This window comes from uncultured Caulobacter sp., assembly GCF_937900395.1.
Lineage (GTDB): Bacteria > Pseudomonadota > Alphaproteobacteria > Caulobacterales > Caulobacteraceae > Caulobacter.
Genome location: NZ_CALCDX010000244.1, coordinates 1 through 17827 on the forward strand (window position 1 = coordinate 1; position 17827 = coordinate 17827).

The 17827-nt window shown below is 68.3% G+C and carries 20 protein-coding genes and 1 pseudogene; 12 read left to right on the forward strand and 9 right to left on the reverse strand.

All coding sequences use genetic code 11. The annotated features are described in order from the left end of the window. Positions 1-371 precede the first annotated feature (371 nt). Genes Q0379_RS22850 through Q0379_RS22860 form a run of 3 tightly spaced genes read right to left on the reverse strand, consistent with a single transcriptional unit; the run spans position 372 to position 3348 of the window. Positions 372-1376, reverse strand: a complete 1005-nt coding sequence (locus Q0379_RS22850; RefSeq protein ID WP_299017212.1) for an HlyD family efflux transporter periplasmic adaptor subunit — start codon at positions 1374-1376, stop codon at positions 372-374. Positions 1377-1396: 20 nt separating this feature from the next. After that, positions 1397-2146: an ABC transporter ATP-binding protein gene (locus tag Q0379_RS22855; RefSeq protein WP_299017215.1), complete on the reverse strand. Its 750-nt coding sequence runs from the start codon at positions 2144-2146 to the stop codon at positions 1397-1399. Further along, positions 2143-3348 (reverse strand): ABC transporter permease, encoded by a 1206-nt coding sequence (locus Q0379_RS22860; RefSeq protein WP_299017218.1) that lies wholly within the window; start codon positions 3346-3348, stop codon positions 2143-2145. The genes Q0379_RS22855 and Q0379_RS22860 overlap by 4 nt, the downstream gene beginning before the upstream one ends. Before the next feature lie 198 nt (positions 3349-3546). On the opposite strand from Q0379_RS22860, the gene Q0379_RS22865 reads away from it, so the two are divergent. The 4 genes from Q0379_RS22865 to Q0379_RS22880 all read left to right on the forward strand — a co-directional run bounded on the left by Q0379_RS22865 (position 3547) and on the right by Q0379_RS22880 (position 7172). After that, complete coding sequence (locus tag Q0379_RS22865; protein ID WP_299017220.1) at positions 3547-4449, forward strand: EF-hand domain-containing protein; 903 nt, start codon at positions 3547-3549, stop codon at positions 4447-4449. A 325-nt stretch (positions 4450-4774) separates the two neighbouring features. Then, entirely contained in the window at positions 4775-6055 is a 1281-nt protein-coding gene (locus tag Q0379_RS22870; protein WP_299017223.1) for a nucleoside transporter C-terminal domain-containing protein, read from the forward strand. A 143-nt stretch (positions 6056-6198) separates the two neighbouring features. Beyond that, a complete protein-coding gene (locus tag Q0379_RS24340; protein ID WP_366519346.1) occupies positions 6199-6531 on the forward strand; it encodes a DUF559 domain-containing protein in 333 nt (110 codons plus the stop codon). A gap of 23 nt (positions 6532-6554) precedes the next feature. After that, entirely contained in the window at positions 6555-7172 is a 618-nt protein-coding gene (locus tag Q0379_RS22880; RefSeq protein WP_299017230.1) for a glutathione S-transferase, read from the forward strand. Here the strand turns inward: Q0379_RS22880 and Q0379_RS22885 are convergent, their stop codons facing one another. Then, entirely contained in the window at positions 7173-7625 is a 453-nt protein-coding gene (locus tag Q0379_RS22885) for a PaaI family thioesterase (RefSeq protein WP_299017232.1), read from the reverse strand. It lies immediately after the preceding gene. Between the two features lie 102 nt (positions 7626-7727). Here Q0379_RS22885 and Q0379_RS22890 point away from each other — a divergent pair, with 102 nt between their 5' ends. From Q0379_RS22890 to Q0379_RS22915, 6 genes are all read left to right on the forward strand, one after another. Further along, the gene (locus Q0379_RS22890; RefSeq protein ID WP_299017235.1) at positions 7728-8018 is read left to right on the forward strand and encodes a DUF3253 domain-containing protein; all 291 of its coding nucleotides are present in this window, start codon (positions 7728-7730) and stop codon (positions 8016-8018) included. Positions 8019-8074: 56 nt separating this feature from the next. Further along, positions 8075-9001, forward strand: a complete 927-nt coding sequence (locus Q0379_RS22895; RefSeq protein ID WP_299017238.1) for a S1/P1 nuclease — start codon at positions 8075-8077, stop codon at positions 8999-9001. Positions 9002-9051: 50 nt separating this feature from the next. Beyond that, positions 9052-9636, forward strand: a complete 585-nt coding sequence (locus Q0379_RS22900) for a uracil-DNA glycosylase family protein (protein WP_299017241.1) — start codon at positions 9052-9054, stop codon at positions 9634-9636. Next, complete coding sequence (locus Q0379_RS22905; protein WP_299017248.1) at positions 9633-10691, forward strand: alpha/beta hydrolase; 1059 nt, start codon at positions 9633-9635, stop codon at positions 10689-10691. The genes Q0379_RS22900 and Q0379_RS22905 overlap by 4 nt, the downstream gene beginning before the upstream one ends. A gap of 71 nt (positions 10692-10762) precedes the next feature. After that, the gene (locus tag Q0379_RS22910) at positions 10763-11824 is read left to right on the forward strand and encodes a Glu/Leu/Phe/Val dehydrogenase (protein ID WP_299017251.1); all 1062 of its coding nucleotides are present in this window, start codon (positions 10763-10765) and stop codon (positions 11822-11824) included. Positions 11825-11866: 42 nt separating this feature from the next. After that, entirely contained in the window at positions 11867-12157 is a 291-nt protein-coding gene (locus Q0379_RS22915) for a UvrB/UvrC motif-containing protein (protein ID WP_299017254.1), read from the forward strand. Between the two features lie 207 nt (positions 12158-12364). Here the strand turns inward: Q0379_RS22915 and Q0379_RS22920 are convergent, their stop codons facing one another. The 5 genes from Q0379_RS22920 to Q0379_RS22940 all read right to left on the reverse strand — a co-directional run bounded on the left by Q0379_RS22920 (position 12365) and on the right by Q0379_RS22940 (position 16689). Beyond that, on the reverse strand, positions 12365-13801 hold the full coding sequence (locus Q0379_RS22920; RefSeq protein ID WP_299017257.1) for an MFS transporter: 1437 nt from the start codon (positions 13799-13801) through the stop codon (positions 12365-12367). A 49-nt stretch (positions 13802-13850) separates the two neighbouring features. Then, on the reverse strand, positions 13851-13997 hold the full coding sequence (locus tag Q0379_RS22925; RefSeq protein ID WP_299017260.1) for a hypothetical protein: 147 nt from the start codon (positions 13995-13997) through the stop codon (positions 13851-13853). A 32-nt stretch (positions 13998-14029) separates the two neighbouring features. Then, positions 14030-14905 (reverse strand): transglutaminase family protein, encoded by an 876-nt coding sequence (locus tag Q0379_RS22930; RefSeq protein ID WP_299017263.1) that lies wholly within the window; start codon positions 14903-14905, stop codon positions 14030-14032. A gap of 42 nt (positions 14906-14947) precedes the next feature. Then, the gene (locus Q0379_RS22935) at positions 14948-15616 is read right to left on the reverse strand and encodes a TetR/AcrR family transcriptional regulator (RefSeq protein WP_299017266.1); all 669 of its coding nucleotides are present in this window, start codon (positions 15614-15616) and stop codon (positions 14948-14950) included. An 83-nt stretch (positions 15617-15699) separates the two neighbouring features. Further along, positions 15700-16689 (reverse strand): glycosyltransferase family 2 protein, encoded by a 990-nt coding sequence (locus Q0379_RS22940; RefSeq protein WP_299017269.1) that lies wholly within the window; start codon positions 16687-16689, stop codon positions 15700-15702. Between the two features lie 155 nt (positions 16690-16844). On the opposite strand from Q0379_RS22940, the gene Q0379_RS22945 reads away from it, so the two are divergent. Beyond that, positions 16845-17192, forward strand: coding sequence for a helix-turn-helix transcriptional regulator (locus Q0379_RS22945; RefSeq protein WP_299017272.1), 348 nt, complete (start codon positions 16845-16847; stop codon positions 17190-17192). An 11-nt stretch (positions 17193-17203) separates the two neighbouring features. Then, a pseudogene (locus tag Q0379_RS22950) lies at positions 17204-17827 on the forward strand (calcium-binding protein); the annotation flags it as partial.

Here is a 17827-nt window from a genome sequence, read left to right on the forward strand (position 1 = left end):
CCCCGCCGCCACGATGGTCGCTGGCCATGCGCCCTTTCCTCGCGACGAGGTGGTTCAAGGATAGGCGCGGTTTCAACGCGGATGATTGAGCGGCGTGTAAAAGTGGGAAGTGATTGAAATCGTTCGGTTCGATTCCGGATACGCGGATGATAGAGCGCCGCGAACGCTCGTGGCTTTGCTTTCCTCCCCCTCTGGGGGAGGGGGACCGCCGAACGGCGGTGGAGGGGCCAGCCGGCCCAAACGCGACAACCAAAGACTTCAGGACAGACCCGAACCCGCCGACCACAGGATGTAGCCTCGTCGCACGAGGGCCCCTCCACCAGCTTCGCTGGTCCCCCTCCCCCGGTGGGGGAGGAGAGGCCGCGCTTATCCTACGCCTTCTTCTTCGCCCCGCTCGCCACCGGCGGCGTCGGCTTGTCGCGCTTCACGCCGGCTTTCTGGCCGGGCTTCATGAACTTGACCAGCACGCGTTGGCCGACCAGCAGCGGCGCGCCGTCAGCGCTGACCACCACCTCGACGACGCGCTCGTCGCTGCGCTGGCTGGGATCGTCCGAGGCCAGCTTGCGGGCGCCGAACACCGAGGCGCGGCGCAGGACCTTGCCGATATAGGTCTTGTCGGGGTCGCTTTCCGGCTGGATCTCGACCTCCTGGCCGATCGTCACGTTCGGGATGTCGGCCTCGACGATCTCGGCGCGGACGATGCGTTGGGTGTTCGGCTCCAGGTCGAACATGGCCGTGACGTTCAGGGTCGAGGCGCCGGCGCCGGGATTGGCCTGGCGGCGGGCGATGCGGCCGTCGGCCGGGGCGCGGATCACCGTCAGTTCCTGATTGTACTGCGACTGGGCCAGTTGGGCCGAGGCGACGCTGATCGCCGCCTGCTGGGCGCCGATATTGGCCTGGGCCTCGGCGATCTTGTCGCGCGCGGCGTCAAGCCGTTGGGCGGCGACGAAGTTCGAGGCGGTCAGGCCTTGTAGGCGGGTGTGTTCACGCTGGGCCGTGCGCAGCTGCACCTGATAAAGTTGAAGTTGGGCCCTGGCCGAGGCGAGGGCCGCCGAGGCGGTCTGGGAGGCCAGGCGCGCGTCGTCGTCCTCCTGCTTGGCCAGGGGTTGGCCGGCCTTGACGATGTCGCCTTCCTGGACGAACACCTCGCGCACGATGCCCTGGCGGCGCGCGGCCACCTGGATCACGCCGCCCTCGACGTCGGCCTTGCCCTGGGCGATGGCCGCATAGGGGGAGGGCTCCTCCTGCGCGGCGGCGGCCTCAAGTTTCTTCTTCTTCTCGGCCGCCTGGCCCTTCATGTAGAAGAAGCCGCCGCCGAGCAGAACGACGACAACAAGAACGATCCAGAAAGCGGGTCGGCGCAGGAAGCCGGGCATGTCGAGGTTCCCCCAGAAAATCAGTGGCTGAGCGGCGCGGGATTGGCGTCGGGCGTGCGGCGCACGTCGTCCAGGATCCGGCCGTCTTCGATGTGGATGACGCGGTCGGCATAGGCCTCGAGCCGCGGGTCGTGGGTCACGCAGATCACCGCCGCGCCGCGCTCGGTGGCGGCCGCGCGCAGCAATCTGATCACGGTCTCGCCGCTCTTGCCGTCAAGGGCCGAGGTCGGTTCGTCCGCGAAGATCAGGTTCGGGTTCTTGGCCAAGGCGCGCGCGATCGCCACGCGCTGCTTTTCGCCCCCCGACAGCTCCGAGGGCCGCTGGTTGACCCGCGGGCCAAGGCCCACAGACTCCAGCGCCGCCTGGGCGCGCTTGGCGGCCTCGCCGGGACTGACGTCCTGATACTTCAGCACGGTCATCACCTGCTGCTTGGCGGTCAGCGCCGGGAACAGGTTGAAGCCCTGGAAGATGAAGCCGCAGTGGTCGAGGCGGAACTTGTCGATCTTGCCCTTGGGCAGGGCCCACAGGTCCTTGGCCTCCAGCGCCGAGACCTTGCCTTCGTCGGGCATCAGCAGGCCTGAGAGCGCCGCGACCAAGGTGGACTTGCCCGAACCCGAGGGGCCCATGACCATGGTGACGTCGCCGTGCTTGGCGTCGAAGTCCACGCCCTTGAGCACCTCGATGAAGGTGCGACCGGTCTTGAACCGCTTGACCAGGCCCTTGGCGGCCAGGGCGCTCTCGCCCCGCTTGTGGCTGTTGTCGCCGTTCATCGCAGCAGGTCCGCGGGTTGGCTGTTCTTGAGGATGCCCAGCGACAGGAAGCCGGACAGCATGGCGATGGCGATCAGGAAGACCGCGACGATGATGACCAGGGTCGGCGGGAAGTACATCGGCACGCCGCCGGCCACGGCCAGCATCGACACCAGCCAGGTCAGCAGACCCGCCGCCAGCACGCCGACGATGCCGACCCAGAAGGAGAGCTCCATGACGATGTTGCGCAGGTCGCCCATCGACACGCCCAGGGCGCGCAAGCTGGCGAACTCCTTGATGTTGGCCATGATCGCCCCGCGCAGGGTCTGCCAGGTGATGGCCACCCCGATCAGAAGGCCCAGGAAGGCCGAGAAGCCCAGCATGATGCCGATGATCTGGTCTTCGAGCATGGCGTTGGAATTGGCGTCGGCCAGTTCCTGGCGGGTCCAGGCGCGGAACTTGCCGTCGGCCTTCTTGTTCAGTTGGGCGGCCACGACCTCGGCGCGCGCCGAGTCGCGGATCTCCACCATCAGCGGGCCGACGCGTTGACCGGTGTCGGCCTCGCCCAGCATCCGCAGGGTGTCGCGGGACATCACCAGGGTCGGCTGGATGATGTTCGGATAGCCGCGGGTGACGACGGCGATGTTGATCGTCTTGCCGTTGTAGAGAGCCTTGTCGCCCTTCTTGACGCCCAGGCGCTTCAGCGCCGTCTCGTCGACCGCGACCGCATAGGGGCGGCGCAGGGCCTCGATCATCGACTGGGTGTAGTCGGTGGGCACCGTGACATAGCCAGGGATCGCGTCGATGACGGTGACATTGACGAACTCGGTCTTGCGAGCCGTACCGCCGCGGGCGCCCTTTTCGCCCTTGCCGGCCCGCTTGGCGCGAGCCTCCTCCTTGGCCTGCTGCTCGGGCGTCAGGATGTTCTGGAAGCGACCGCCCGAGCCGTCGAGCGGCGCGACCTGGGTCACCTCGGGATGGCTGTAGACCAGCGGGATCATGCGTCGAGGCAGGCCGGACGGGCCGCCGAACAGCGCCTTGGCGCCTGGGCCCAGCACCATGATGTCGGCGCGGGCGCGGTCGATCTGGGCGGTGAAGCCCTTGCCGATCCCCACGAACATGCCGACCTGGGCCAGCACCAGCAGGCCCGAGAAGGCGAGGGCGACAACAGCCGCCATGTAACGACGCCACTCGTACAGCAGAGTGGACAAGGCCAATGACATTCGGACTCTCGCTCCCCCAAACCTCAGGTGGCAGGAATGACCGGCGATCGATGAAGGTCCAAGTTAAATCGGGGTAAGGCGGAGTTAGCGGCGCGTCGCGGCTTCATTTCAGGGCTGTAACGCGCGGCAAGCTGGAACACTTCTCGCTCGACCTCTCCCGCGCCGGCCTTTCGGCGCCTTCACAGAGGGAGAGCGATCATGAGCGTCACAAGCGCCACGTCCTCTACGAGCCTGGCGCAGCTGCGCCAATTGCAACAGGCGGCGACGTTCAAGTCCGCCGACGCCGATGGCGACGGACAACTTTCGCAGGCGGAGTTCCAGTCCATTGGGCAAAAGATGCAGGGCGCCGGGCAGGACCGAGGTCCGCCTCCCATGCGCGGCGGCGGCGGGCCATCGGAAAGTTTCGGCGGTGACATGCTTTCGGCGCTGCTGTCGACCCAGTCCGTGAGCGACGTCGCCAGCTCGGTCGTGTCGGCGGGCGACTCCGACGGTGACGGCCTGCTGAGCGCCAGCGAGATCTCGTCGGCCCTGTCGGCCAACGCGCCTTCGGACGCGCCGGCGGACGCTAGCGCAAAGATGGCGGCCGACATCGTCTCGGCGCTTGACGCCGATGGCGACGGCAGCCTGTCGACGGACGAAATTTCCAGCGCCATCTCGAACGCGGCCTCCAGCGGTTCGTCGGCGCAAGCGATGCGCGGTCCGCCGCCTGGTCCGCCGCCCGTCGAGGCGGGCGGGGCCTCGAGCGCCAGCGGCGTGTTCGAGAGCCTGGACACCAACCAGGACGGCGTCGTCTCGGCCGACGAACTGGCCGCCGCCGATTCAACCGGCGCCACGGATGCGAGCAGCGCCGCCTCCGATCTGATCAAGGCGGCCGATCAGGACGGCGACGGCTCGCTGAGCGGCGAGGAATTCTACGCCATGCTTGATCAGGGCGCGGACTCGACCAGCGGGACGAGCTCGTCCTCGTCCCTGGCCAGCGTGATCTCGGGTTCCTCGGTCGCGGCCGACCTGATGCAAAAGCTGTTGGCGCAGCTGGATACGGCGCTCAAGGCGTCGTCCTCCACGACGACGGCCAGCGCGGGGACCCGCATCACGGCCTAGAGCCCTTCCCGATCTGATTGACCCAATCAGATCGGGTAAAAGGGCTCTACTCCAAAAGTTTAGAGCATTTTTCGATCCGATAACCGTTTCACACTTATCGGAAAATGCTCTAGCGCCGCGCGTTCGCCACCCCGGCCAGGCCTGGACGGAACCCCTGGTCGGGGTGGTCACGACCACTGGTAAGAAGCTTCTGACTTGGGCGTCATCGACCTTCCTTAACCATTTCCTAAGCAAGCCGCTTGCGTGCGACGGGCGTCTTGGTGTCATTTCGCCCCTTGGCGGGCGTCGCGGGGGCGTCGCCCTTTTGTAAGGTCTTCGTCTCTTGATGTTCCGTCCCGAGAACGTTCAGGCCCTGGCGGGTCTGGCGCTCACCCTCGGCCTCTGCTGGCTGGTCTCCGAAAATCGCAAGCGATTCCCCTGGGTGCTGGCCATCGCCGCCCTGATCGTCCAGGTGCTGCTGGTGCTGGTCCTGTTCGGCCTGCCCCAGGCCCAGAAGCTTATGCAGGGCGTCAACGGCGCGGTCGAAGGCCTCGCCGCCTCGACCCAGGCCGGCACCGCCTTCGTGTTCGGCTTCCTGGCCGGCGGCGACCAGCCCTATCCCGTGACCAATCCGGGCGCGGGCTTCATCTTCGCCTTCCGGGTCGTGCCGGTGATCCTGGTGGTCTGCGCGCTGTCGGCGCTGCTGTGGCACTGGAAGATCCTCAAGTGGCTGGCCCAGGGCTTTGGCCTGCTGTTCCAGAAGACGCTGGGTCTGCGCGGCCCGCCGGCCCTGGCCACCGCCGCCACCATCTTCATGGGCCAGATCGAGGGGCCGATCTTCATCCGCGCGTATCTCGACAAGCTGAGCCGCTCGGAGCTCTTCATGCTGATCGCCGTCGGCATGGCCTGCGTCTCCGGCTCGACCATGGTCGCCTACGCCACGATCCTGGCCGACGTGCTGCCCAACGCCGCCGCCCACGTGCTGACCGCCTCGATCATCTCGGCGCCCGCCGGCGTGCTGCTGGCGCGGATCATCGTGCCGTCCGACCCGATGGAAAAGGGCGCCGATCTCGACCTCGCGACCGAGGACAAGAGCTACGGCAGCTCGATCGACGCGGTCATGAAGGGCACCACCGACGGCCTGCAGATCGCGCTGAACGTCGGCGCGACCCTGATCGTCTTCGTGGCCCTGGCCACCATGGTCGACAAGATCCTGGGCGCCATGCCGGACGTCGGCGGTCAGCCGCTGAGCATCGCGCGGGGCCTGGGCGTGATCTTCTCGCCGCTGGCCTGGGCCATGGGCGTGCCGTGGAAGGAAGCCGGGACCGCCGGCGGCCTGCTGGGCGTCAAGCTGATCCTGACCGAGTTCACCGCCTTCATCCAACTGGCCAAGGTCGGCGGGACCGCGCTGGACGAGCGCACCCGCATGATCATGACCTATGCCTTGTGCGGCTTCGCCAACATCGGCTCGGTCGGCATGAACGTGGCCGGCTTCTCGGTGCTGGTGCCCCAGCGCCGCCAGGAGATCCTGAGCCTGGTCTGGAAGGCGATGATGGCCGGCTTCCTGGCCACCTGCCTCACGGGCTCGCTGGTCGGCCTGATGCCGCGGTCGCTGTTCGGGCTTTAATGTAAGCCGCGTTGCTCTTATGTTCTCCCTTCCCCCTTTGATGGGGGAAGGGTGGGGATGGGGGTGACAGCGTGTCCGAAGAAGCACCAAGGCCGCGTCATGCTTCGGGCTCAACGGGGCGCGCCCGCCGTCTTCGCAAGGAGATGACTGCTAGCGAGCGGGCTCTTTGGGAAGCTCTTCGCGCACTAAAGCTCCACATCCGTCGACAGGCGCCGATCGGTCGCTATATCGCTGATTTCATTCATCATGGCGCGCGTCTCGTCATTGAAGTTGACAGCGGCTGGCATGATGACGCCGAAGCCCAATTGCAAGACGCCGAACGCGACGAATGGCTCGCAGGGCAGGGCTATCGGGTCATGCGTGTCCGCGATGGGGAAGCGTTCGGCAATCCGTATCTCGTGGCCGAGCGCGTCGCGGCGGAGATTCAGCGACACCCCCATCCCAACCCTTCCCCCATCAAGGGGGAAGGGCTCTAATTCCTCTCAAAGGGAGGACAGTCATGAAGCTCTACGATAGCCGTCGCGCGCCCAATCCTCGGCGGGTGCGCTGGTTCATGGCCGAGAAGGGGATCGAGGACATCGAGATCGTCGATGTCGACATCTTCGGCGGCCAGCATCGCCAGCCCGACTACCTGGCCAAGGCCGGCTTGCCGAACGTGCCGGCGCTGGAGATCGACGAGACCACCTGCATCACCGAGTCGGTGGCGATCTGCCGCTATCTAGAGAGCGTCTACCCCGAGCCGAACCTGTTCGGTCGCGACCCGCTGGAGACGGCCGTGATCGAGATGTGGACGCGGCGGGCCGAGATGCTGCTGTCGACGCCGCTGATGATGGCCGTGCGCCACAGCCACCCGGCGCTGGCGGCCATCGAGACCCAGGTCCCCGAGATCGCCGAGACCAACCGCAAGGCCGCCGAGCGGGCGCTGAAGGTCTTCGACCGCCGCCTGGCCGAGAGCGAGTTCATCGCCGCCGACCGGCTGACCATCGCCGACATCCTGGCGGTCACGGGTATCGACTTCGCCCGCATGGTTCGCTTCCGCCCGCCCGAGGAGCTGACGCACGTGAACCGCTGGCTGACCGCGATGATGGCCCGCCCCGCGGCGAAGGCGGGGGTCTAGCTACCGCGCGCGGATCTTCTTGATCACGCCCGAGAAGTTCAGCATCGGGCCGGTCCCGGTCGAGATCAGACCGCGCACGAACAGCAGGGAGCCGCCGGCCCGCACCACCTCGCCCGCGCCCGTCACCAGATCGCCGGGGCGCGCGGGGCCGACGAACTCGCCGTTCAGGCTGACGGTGACGGCGCGGCTGTCGGCCAGCTCCTTCCAGGCGATCGCGAACAGCGAGAAGTCGGCGAAGGTCATCATGCAGCCGCCGTGCATGAAGCCGCCGCCGTTCATGTGCTTGGGCTCGGCGCGGAACGCGGTGGTGACGCGGCCGTCCTCGCCTTCGCGGAAATAGAACGGGCCGGACTGGTCCTCGAACGGGTCGAGGCCCGACCAGGTCCGCCAGCCGGCCCAGTCGCCTGTCTCGATCAGGCGAGGCCCGCTGGAGATTTCATTACCGCCGTCCATAGTGCCCCCCTCGACCTTATCGATGTTCAGTTAGATGGGGCGGCGACAGCGCGCAAGGCGTTGGTCTCGCCTCTGCTGACAATCCGTGGCATGGGAGCGCCCATGACCACCCCGATCCAAGACACGATCCTGTCCCAGCTGGCCGCGCTGCCCGAGGGCAAGTCGATCGACCCGATGAACGTCGCCAAGGCCATCCAGCCCGAGCGCTGGCAGCGCATCCTGGGCCACATCCGCAACGACGCCATCGAGCTGGCCCGCGAGGGCAAGATCGTGATCCTGCGCCACAACAAACCGACAAACCCCGAGAAATTCCGCGGCGTCTATCGCATCCGCCTGCGGATGGAGGGCGATCCCACCACGTTCGAGGACGAGGTCGGCGGCGACGAGGAGTGATCGACAGTCCGTCCCATCGTGGTCTTCCATTCTCAACGACAATAAGGGGGAGGATCATGCGAAAGACGACGCTCGCGGTCGCGCTGTCGGCGATCATGACGCTGGGGGCGATGACGCCGGCGCCCGCCCTGGCCTGGAACGACCAGGGCCACATGGCCACCGGCGACATCGCCTATGACGCCCTGGTCCGCAGCCATCCGGAGTCCGTCGCGGCCATCGTCGCGATCATGCGCGCTCATCCCGACCACGCCCTGTTCGAGCGACGCCTCGCCGGACTTTCCGGCCAGGCGCGCGAGCGGCGACTGTTCGCCCTGATGGCCGTCTGGCCCGACGACACGCGGGGCAGCGCCTACGATCGGCCCGACTGGCACTATGCGGTCAAGCTCGTGTCGCCCTTGCGTTTCGTTCTGCGGTTCACCGCGGGCAAGGCCGAGACGGCCTTCCGCGAGCAGCTCGCCATCGCCCGCGACCCCAAGGCCTCGCGCGCTCAGCGGGCCGTCGCCCTGTGCTGGATCATGCATCTGGTCGGCGACCAGCATCAGCCGCTGCACGCCGGGCACTGGATGTCCTGGGCCTATCCGAAGACCGACCGCGCGGGGACGATCGCCTATATCCGTCGGCAAGCAGGCGCGCCGCCGGTGGACCTGCACGACCTCTGGGACAGCGCGCCCGACCGCCCCGCGAGCAATCGCGAAGCCGGCGGCGAGGCGGTCGCCGCCGCCGTCGAGGCGACGCACCCGCCGCCCCGGCGAAGCGACCTGGGCTCGGACCCCTCGGCCGCGCTGGCCGCCTGGGAGCGCGAGAGCTGGACCCTGGCCAAGACCGTGGCGTATCGCGACGGCAAGGTCGAGACCGCGCCGGATCGGGCCAAGGCGCCGGTGCTGCCGCCGGGCTATGCCGCCAAGATGCGGACCGTGGCGGATGCGCGGGTGGCGACGGCCGGCTATCGGCTGGCTGAGGTCCTGTCGCTGGTCCGGAACTGAGACGTCCGGCCACGCTTGCTTTCACGGGCGTCGAGCTTAACTGGCGATCCATGCCGCTCGACGCGCTCCTTTCCGAGATCGCCGCCTGCCGGGCCTGCGCGCCTTACCTGCCGCATGTTCCGAGGCCCGTGGTGCGCGTCCGACCCGAGACCCGCATCCTGATCGCCGGCCAGGCGCCGGGGCGGGTGGTCCACGAGACCGGCCTGCCGTTCAACGATCGCTCGGGCGACCGGCTGCGCCAGTGGATGGGCGTCGATCGTGAGACCTTCTACGGCCGCCCCGAGATCGGCGTGGCGGCCATGGCCTTCTGCTTTCCCGGCACGAACCCAAAAGGCGGCGACTATCCGCCGCCGCCCCGGTGCGCGGCGACCTGGCGGGCGCGGCTGCTGGAGCAGCTTCCGAACGTCGAACTGACCCTGCTGGTCGGGTCCTACGCGCAAGGCTGGGCGCTGCCCGGGCGGACGGGCAAGACCATGACCGACACCATCGCCGCCTGGCGCGACTTCGGGCCCAATGTCATCCCGCTGCCGCATCCGTCGTGGCGCAACACCGCCTGGCTGAAGCGCAATCCGTGGTTCGAGGCCGAGGTCACGCCCTATCTTCGCCAGAGCATCGGGGAAATCCTCGGCTCATGAATCGCCGCGCCCTGATCCTGACCGCGTCCGCTTTGGGGCTCACCGCCTGCGCGCCCCTGGCGCAGAGGCCGGACGTTGTCGCTCTGGGCTTTCGCGGACCGCGCTTGCTCGACGACGCCTTCGTCAGCTTCGACGGCGCGCGGCTGGGCCTGATGCGCTGGCTGCCGGCGGGCGAGCCGGCCAAGGAGCCGGAGTGGGTGATCGTCGGCCTGCACGGCATGAACGACTACGCCAACGCCTATCATCTGGCGGCGGCCTGGTGGGCGCAGCGGGGGATCGCGACCTACGCTCTGGATGTGCGGGGCTTTGGCCGCTCGCCCGAACGCGGGGTCTGGGCGCCGACCGATCTGGTTCTCGAGGACGTCCGCGCCTTGGTCGCTGCGGTGCGCGAGCGGCATCCCGCCGCCAAGGTCGCCCTGGCCGGGATCAGCATGGGCGGCGGCCTCGCCATCTGCGCCATGGCCTCGAACGATCCGCCGCCGGTCGACAAGCTGATGCTGTTCGCGCCGGCGGTCTGGGGCTGGTCGAACCAGCCGCTGCTGAACCGCGCGAGCCTGTGGGCCACCGCCCACCTGATGGGCGAATGGGTGGTCAAGCCGCCGGACTGGCTGGCGCGCAACATCATGGCCAGCGACAATATCGACGAACTGCGCCGGATGGGTCGCGATCCCCTGATGATCTGGGGCGCGCGGTCGGATGCGATCTACGGCCTGGTCGGGCTGATGGAGCGCGCCTGGCGTTCGACCGACCAGATCAAGGTTCCGGTCGCCTGGTTCTACGGCGCGCGCGACCAGATCATCCCGCGCGAGCCGACGGTCGAGGCGGTCCGCCGCCTGCCGGTCGAGGCCCGAACCGCCTACTACGCCAATGGCTATCACCTGCTGCTGGTCGACCGTCAGGCCGAGCGGGTCTGGGCCGACGCCGAGGCCTTCCTGCGCGGCTCGGCTGTCTGGCCGCCGTCGGGCGCGCCGGGCATCCCGGCTTCGGTCGAGGCCATGAACGCCTTGGACCCGCCCAAGCCCGCCAAGCCGAAGATGTCGCACCGCGGGTCTTGAGGGTTGTTCGGGGCGGCGAGCGGGCGTAAACCCCGCGCCACATTCATTCTGGCTGACGCGAGACCGACGGCATGACCTTGTTCGATTCCCCCGATTTCGAGGGACACGAAGGCGTCCACGCTTTCTTCGACGAAAAAACCGGTCTGAAGTCGATCATCGCGATCCATTCCACCGCCCGCGGCCCGGCCGCCGGCGGCTGCCGCATGTGGGACTATTCCAGCGCCGACGCGGCGATCACCGACGCCCTGCGCCTGTCGCGCGGCATGTCCTACAAGAACGCCATGGCCGAGCTGGACCTGGGCGGCGGCAAGGCCGTGATCATCGGCGACAGCCGCAGCCAGAAGACGCCGGAACTGTTCGAGGCCTTCGGCCGCGCCGTCGACAGCCTGAACGGCAAGTACTGGACCGCCGAGGACGTCGGCGTCTCGCCGGCCGACCTGGAAAGCACCCGCAAGACCACGCGCTTCGTCGCCGGCCTGGAAGGCCACGCCGCCGCCTCGGGCGACCCGTCGCCGGTGACCGCCGAGGGCGTGTTCCGGGGCGTGCGCCTGTGCGTCGAGCGGGCGCTGAACCGCGACCTCAAGGGCGTCCATGTCGCCATCCAGGGCGTGGGGCATGTCGGCGGCTATCTGGCCGAGAAGCTGCACGCCGCCGGCGCGCGCCTGACCATCGCCGACGTCAACCAGCCGGCTCTCGAAGCCGTCGCCGCCAAGACGGGCGCGGCGATCGTGCCGACCGACGCCATCTTCGACGTCGAGGCCGACGTGTTCGCGCCTTGCGCCCTGGGCGGCGCCATCTCGGCCGCGACCCTGCCGCGCCTGAAGGCCAAGATCATCGCCGGCGCCGCCAACAACCAGCTGACCGACGCCACGATCGGCCAGGCCGTGTTCGAGCGGGGCCTGCTCTACGCCCCCGACTACGTGATCAACGGCGGCGGCATCATCAACGTGGCCGCCGAGATCCGCGGCCTGGAAGCCGGCGCCGCGTTTGACGGCGCCTGGGTCGCCGCCAAGCTGGATCGCCTGGCCCTGACCCTGGCCGAGGTGATCGACCAGTCGATCGCCGAGAAGCGTCCGGCCAATGTGGTCGCCGACGAGATCGCCCGCGCCCGCATCGCCGCCGCCCGCGCCTAAACGGGACTTCGCGCGTTCTTCGGGGGCGCCCCGGAGAACGCAATGTCCCATCTCGACGATCTGAAGACGCAGCTGGAAGAAGCCGTCGCCGCTCAGGATTTCGAGACGGCGGCCAAGCTGCGCGACGAAATCCTGTCCATCCAGCACAGCGCCCTGGTGCGCGATGTCGAGGATCCGCCCCAGGCGTCCTACTTCAAGCGGCAGGTTCCCGGGCGGATGGGGCTGGGCACCGATCAGCCCGTCCCGCGCAGGCCCGAGGGTTGGGTCCCGCCACAGAAACCCGATCCGATGACGACGGGCCATTCGCGCGGCGGACGGCGCCGCAAGGGCTGAGCGCAGATCTATCTTCAAACCAGTTTCAACTCGCCTTCCTGGGCCTTGTGCCCAGGACCCAGGCCAGCGGCGAGCTCTGATGTTGCAGCCAAGCGGGGGCTGAACGGCCCAGAACGCTGGACGAACTCCGCAGGCGCGGAACGATGGGTCCTGGGCACAAGGCCCAGGAAGGCGGGAATTGGTCCCTGCCTTTTACGTCGACCCGCCCTAGGCCGACTTCGCCCGTCCGCTGATCGCCGCGCCGGCGTCCTTGTCGAGGGCCAGATAGACGGGCAGGGCCAGCAGGGTCACCAGGCCGATCGCCACGAACGGCAGCACGAACCGGTCGGGCGTCAGCGCGCCGCCGGATCCTCGCGCGACATGCAGCATCACCCCGCCGAAGCTGACGCCCAGGGCCAGGCCGACCTGCTGGGTTACGGCGGACAGGGTCGAGGCGGCGGCCGTCTTGGCGTCGGGTACGTCGGCATAGGCGATGGTGTTGGCGGCGATGAATTGGTTCGAGCGGCAGAACCCGCCCAGCAGTAGCGCCGCCATCATCACGGCCATCGGCGTGGTCGGGGTGAAGAAGCCCGGCGCCGCCGTGAACAGCCCGGTGAGCGTGACGAACACCGCCAGCGAGGTCCTGAAGCCGAAGCGCCGAAGACCCGCCGCCGCGAACGGACGCGCGATCAGCACGCCGACGCCCGTCGTCAGGGTGACGAAGCTGGCCTTCAGCGGGCTCCAGCCGAGGGCGACCTGCAGCAGCAGGGGCATCAGGAACGGGCTGGCGCCGATGCCCAACCGCACCAGCGTCCCGCCCAGCAGGCTGGCGCGATAGGTCGGATAGCGCAGCAGCGACAGGTCTAGGATCGGACGGCCGGTTCGCCGGCAGATCTTCAGATAGACGAGGCCGCAGGCGACCGAGAGGGCCAGCAGCACGACCTGGACCCAAGGCGGCAGCAGGCCGACGCCCGAGGTCTCGGCGACGACGACCAGCCCGCTGATCGCCGCCGCCGAGAGCGCGAAGCCGAGCGTGTCGAAGCGTCCCAAATCTGGCTGGGGCTCGCTTCGCGGAACGAAGCGCATGACCGCGATCGCGCCGAGCAGGCCGATAGGGAGATTGATGTAGAAGATCCACGGCCACTCGGCGACGCTGAGCACCAGGCCGGCGATCGGCGGGCCGATCAGCGGGCCGACCAGGGCGGGCATGGTGAACCAGCCCATGGCCGACAGCAGCCGCGCCTTGGGCGTGGCGCCGACCACGATCAGCCGCGCCACCGGCGTCATCATCGCCCCGCCCAGCCCTTGGATGATGCGCGAGGCGACCAGGGCCTCCAGGTTGCGCGACAGGCCGCACAGCGCCGAGCCCAGCAAGAACACCGCCATGGCCGACAGGAAGACCCGACGCGCCCCGAACCGCTCGGCCGCCCAGCCGCTGGCGGGGGTGAACACGGCCAGGGCGAGAATGTAGGAGGTGAGGGCCAGTTTTAGGTGGATCGGGTCCACCGCGAAGGCGCGGGCCAGGGTGGGGAGGGCGGTGGACAGCGCGGTGGAGTCGATGAACTCCATCAAGAGCGCGCTGGCGACGGCGATCGAGACCAGTCGGGCCGACAGCGGGAACGGCGCGGACTCTGACGCGTCAGGCTGTGTGGAGGGATCGGACACGCGGGCGTGTTACGCCCGTGCGAGGCGGGGGTCTAGACACCCGGAAGTGTCAGTGGCCGGGGCGGGGCTCGAAGGTGCGTTTTTCCTTCAGCTTCACGCAGGCCTGGTCCGGCTTCTGGCCGTGCTGAGGCTTGGGCTCGGCCTTGGGGAAGCAGACATTGGTCATCGGGTTCTGGTTCTGGAAGCCGCTGGTCATGACCTTATTCTCCCGTATGCCGTTAACCATTATCACGCCGCGCGGCCGATTTCGTCCACCAAACGCACATCCACGGAGACGTGAAGGCGCGACTTGCCTGGATCGCCGATGATCGCGCCCGAGACGGGCAAGGCCTGGGCCGGGGTCCGCGTCGCCGCCACGCGGATCAGGTCCGGCGACTCGGCCAGGCCATTGGTCGGATCGAACTCTAGCCAGCCGAGGTCCGGCAGGAAGACCTCGCACCAGGCGTGGGTCGCGCCCGCGCCGCGGATCTGGGCGTTGGGCGAGTGGATGTATCCGGTGGCGAACAGGGCCGCGTAGCCCAGGCGGCGCAGGCCCTCGACCATTAGCCAGGCCAGGTCGCGGCAGGCGCCGCTGCGCTTCCGCAGGGTCTCGACCGGCGTCTGGACGCCTTCCTCCTCGCGGCTTTGGTACGCGAACTGCTGGTGGATCAGGTCGTTGACGCGCAGCAGGAAGGCCAGGGCCGGTTCGTCGCGGTGGCTGGCCAAGCCGCGCAGCCAGCGCAGCAGCACGGCGTCCGGGTCGTCGGTGACCGGGGCGATGAACGGCTCCAGCGTGGCGCGGTCCTCGCGGGAGTAGACGATCGGCGTCAGGGTGTCGGGGTTTTCGATCCGCTGGGGAACCAGCGGGGCGGGATAGCGGTCGATGATCAGCTCGCTGGCCACCCGCATGGCGTCCGCCCGCCCGTTCGGCTGGAAGACGCAGATGCAGTTGCCGTTGGCGTCGTAGCTCCAGCGCGTGTCGCCCGGCGGGAACAGGCGCAGCGACGCCTCGACGATCCGAAGCGCATGGCTGTCACGCGGCCGGATCATCAGCCGCTGGGGTCCAAAGCCCACCGGCCGTTCGTAATAGTACCGCGTCTCGTGCAGGATGCGCAGCCGTCCCATGTCGAACCCAAAGCACGACCGGGACTTGGGTTCCGCGGAACTTTAAGCGCGGAAGCCAGCCTCGGCGAAGTTGAGCATCCGCTCCAGCAGGGCGGACACGTCGGCTTCGCTGGTCTGGCCTTCCGACAGCACGTTCAGCCGGTCGAACTCGGCGAAGCGGTTGTTGTGCAGCATGCCCAGCGTGAAGTGCAGGCGCCAGTAGACCTCTTCCGGCGACAGGTCGGGGCGGGCGCGCAGCAGGGCGTCGGAGAAGCGGCGCAGGTGCGAGACGTCGGTCTTCAGCACTTGGCGGATCTCGTCGGTGCCCTCGCTGCGGGCGCGGATCAGGAACTGCAGCGAGATGCGGCGCTCGTGGTCGGGCGCCAGCCAGCGCAGGGGCGGGGTCAAGAGGGCGGCCAGGATCTCGCGCAGCGGCGGCGCGCCGGCGTTCCGGTCGTTGGCCTCGTGCAGCATCTTGGCCCGCTCGCGGTTGAGCTCGGCCGTGCGCCGCTTGAAGATCTCGAACAGCAACGCGTCCTTGGAGCCGAAGTGATAGTTCACGGAGGCCAGGTTGACGCCGGCGGCGGCGGTGATGTCGCGCACCGAGACGTTCTGGAAGCCGTGCAAGGCGAACAGACGCTCGGCGGCGATGAACACCAGGTTCTTGGTGGCGGCTTCGGTCTCCGCGCCCTCGGTTTCGACGGAGGCGGCGGCGTCGGTCGTCGGACTCACTACGTATTCCCCTTTACCCGTGGGGAAGTCTTACGACCGTTCGAATTTGGCGCAAGCGTCAAGATCGTTCCGTACAATGCAAATCACGCCGAAGGGGCGCCGGAGATCGACCTTTCCGCCAAGGCTGGCCGCAGGCGCTCGGCCGGGCGACCCATTCGACCGCGCCGCAGCTGGCGAAGCAGCGGCCGGGCGACGGCGGTGAACAGGATCAGCGGGGCTAGGGCCAGGGCCAGCGCCTTGCGCCGTTTCCGATCCGCGCGCTTGAGGAAGTAGCGCACGAGCCCTCGGCCCTTGTGCCATTCGATCACGAGCGGGCTCTCGCGGCTGGTGGAGCCGACGTGGACGATGTGGGCGTTGGGCTGGAACAGCACGCTGCCGCCCTGGCGCCGCGCCCGCCAGCACAGGTCGATGTCCTCGACGTGCAGGAAATAGCCCTCGTCGAAGCCGCCCAGGGCCTGGAAGTCCGCCGCCGACATGTGGAAGCAGGCCCCGGAGATCGTAGGAGTGTCCACCGGGTAGGGCGGCGGGGGCTCACCCTCCCGGTGGATCTCGAAGCGGCGCAGCGGGGGCAGTAAGGCGCTGAGCTTCGAGAGGCTAAGCAGGGTCGTGACGGGCGTGATCTCGCCGCGCCGCGCGCCCCGCTGTTCGGTTCCGTCCGTGTTGAAGACCCGGGCGCCGATCACGCACGGCGAGGGCCGGTCGCGGGCGGCGTCCAGCAGCGCCGCGATGGCTCCTGGGGTCAGGAAGGCGTCGGGATTGAGGAAGACCAGGGCGTCGCCCTTGGCGCTGGTCGCGCCGAGGTTGGCCGCGCGAGCGAAGCCGATATTGCCCAGGCCTTGCAGCAGCCGCACGCGGCTCTCGCGTCGGGCCAACTCGCGCAGCCAGGCCGCGTCGGCCAGGGAGGAGCCGTTGTCGACAATGACGAACTCGTCCGCGGCCGGGTCGGCCAGCACGCGCCGGACGCTTTCCATCAGCGCGGGGCCGGTCATGTACACGACCATGATGACCGACACGCGCGGACGCGCCTTCGATGAGGCGGCGCGGGCGTGTTCGGGATCAATGGCGATGTACATGCGCTCACTGCGTTCAAAATAGTTGCGTTAAAACTGTAGTCGCTGGATAAGCAGACCGCAAGAGGCTGAGCGCCTATCGCAACAGGTTGTTGCGTTTTTATGCAATGTGTAACAACTAGGGAGCGCTCGCTGGGGAGCGCTGAAACGGCTTTGCGATGTCACGAACGGCGATGAACCCCGCCAAGGCGGCGCTGACCAAGTCCCTCCGACGCGAAGCTGGGCGTTGGTTGAAGACCGCGCGTGAGGCCGCGGGTTTGACTCAGGCCGAACTGGCCGAGAGGACCGGACTGCGCTACTACACGTTCGTTTCCCAGGTTGAGAACGGCCTGGGGCGCGTGCCGATCGAGGCCCAGGCCATCTGGGCTGAAAGCCTCGGCCTGGACCCAAGCCAATTCGCCCGTACCCTGCTGCGCTATTATGAGCCTGAGCTTCACCGACTGCTGTTCGAAGGCGCCGCCGACGCGGACGCGCCGGTCGTCGCTGACCGGGCGGCGCAAGGCTGACGAGCGCCGCGATGGGTGAAGTCCTCGCCTTCGCGCCCCGGCCGCCGGCCGGAGACTGGACCGCCAGCGAGCGGGGCCTGTTGCTGCTGCTCACCCAGCATCTTGAGAAGAGCTACGGCGAGGTCGATGTCATTTTCGGCCAGACCGACTCTGGCGACCCCTGGTACGTGGTGACCGACGCCAATCAGGACGTGCTGGTCCACGTGGCCCGGATCGACGGCCAGTTCGTCGTCCATGACGCCGCCGTCGACATGTTCCACCAGGTCGGCAGCCTGTGGAGCGCGCTGCGCCAGATGCTGGCTTCGGGCGCGCCCGAGGAGCCGGCGGGCGTTGTCGTGTCGTTCAACCCTGGCAGCCGCGAGGCGCAGTCCTTCCTGTCGCTGGTCATCGCGGTGGGTCTCTACCTGGAACTGCGCGACGCGGGTTTTGGCGAGATCTCTCGCCTCGACTTCGGCAGCTTGCCGCGCGGCGGAGACCTGGCGGTCGAGGGCGTGGCGTCCAAGCTGATCGCCGCCCTCAATCTCGACGTCGACCGGATCGAAAGCCGTGGCGTCCCGCAGCCCGCGTCGGCGAACGAGAATAGTCCGTATGTCCTTCCTGCCGGCGCTGAGCCGTCCGGGTCGTGGTGCTGCATT

Bases quoted from the DNA above. Each gene is read 5' to 3' on its own strand.
- Q0379_RS22850 (WP_299017212.1), bottom strand. From the start codon at position 1,376: ATGCCCGGCTTCCTGCGCCGACCCGCTTTCTGGATCGTTCTTGTTGTC.
- Q0379_RS22855 (WP_299017215.1), bottom strand. From the start codon at position 2,146: ATGAACGGCGACAACAGCCACAAGCGGGGCGAGAGCGCCCTGGCCGCC.
- Q0379_RS22860 (WP_299017218.1), bottom strand. From the start codon at position 3,348: ATGTCATTGGCCTTGTCCACTCTGCTGTACGAGTGGCGTCGTTACATG.
- Q0379_RS22865 (WP_299017220.1), top strand. From the start codon at position 3,547: ATGAGCGTCACAAGCGCCACGTCCTCTACGAGCCTGGCGCAGCTGCGC.
- Q0379_RS22870 (WP_299017223.1), top strand. From the start codon at position 4,775: ATGTTCCGTCCCGAGAACGTTCAGGCCCTGGCGGGTCTGGCGCTCACC.
- Q0379_RS24340 (WP_366519346.1), top strand. From the start codon at position 6,199: ATGACTGCTAGCGAGCGGGCTCTTTGGGAAGCTCTTCGCGCACTAAAG.
- Q0379_RS22880 (WP_299017230.1), top strand. From the start codon at position 6,555: ATGAAGCTCTACGATAGCCGTCGCGCGCCCAATCCTCGGCGGGTGCGC.
- Q0379_RS22885 (WP_299017232.1), bottom strand. From the start codon at position 7,625: ATGGACGGCGGTAATGAAATCTCCAGCGGGCCTCGCCTGATCGAGACA.
- Q0379_RS22890 (WP_299017235.1), top strand. From the start codon at position 7,728: ATGACCACCCCGATCCAAGACACGATCCTGTCCCAGCTGGCCGCGCTG.
- Q0379_RS22895 (WP_299017238.1), top strand. From the start codon at position 8,075: ATGCGAAAGACGACGCTCGCGGTCGCGCTGTCGGCGATCATGACGCTG.
- Q0379_RS22900 (WP_299017241.1), top strand. From the start codon at position 9,052: ATGCCGCTCGACGCGCTCCTTTCCGAGATCGCCGCCTGCCGGGCCTGC.
- Q0379_RS22905 (WP_299017248.1), top strand. From the start codon at position 9,633: ATGAATCGCCGCGCCCTGATCCTGACCGCGTCCGCTTTGGGGCTCACC.
- Q0379_RS22910 (WP_299017251.1), top strand. From the start codon at position 10,763: ATGACCTTGTTCGATTCCCCCGATTTCGAGGGACACGAAGGCGTCCAC.
- Q0379_RS22915 (WP_299017254.1), top strand. From the start codon at position 11,867: ATGTCCCATCTCGACGATCTGAAGACGCAGCTGGAAGAAGCCGTCGCC.
- Q0379_RS22925 (WP_299017260.1), bottom strand. From the start codon at position 13,997: ATGACCAGCGGCTTCCAGAACCAGAACCCGATGACCAATGTCTGCTTC.
- Q0379_RS22930 (WP_299017263.1), bottom strand. From the start codon at position 14,905: ATGGGACGGCTGCGCATCCTGCACGAGACGCGGTACTATTACGAACGG.
- Q0379_RS22940 (WP_299017269.1), bottom strand. From the start codon at position 16,689: ATGTACATCGCCATTGATCCCGAACACGCCCGCGCCGCCTCATCGAAG.
- Q0379_RS22945 (WP_299017272.1), top strand. From the start codon at position 16,845: ATGTCACGAACGGCGATGAACCCCGCCAAGGCGGCGCTGACCAAGTCC.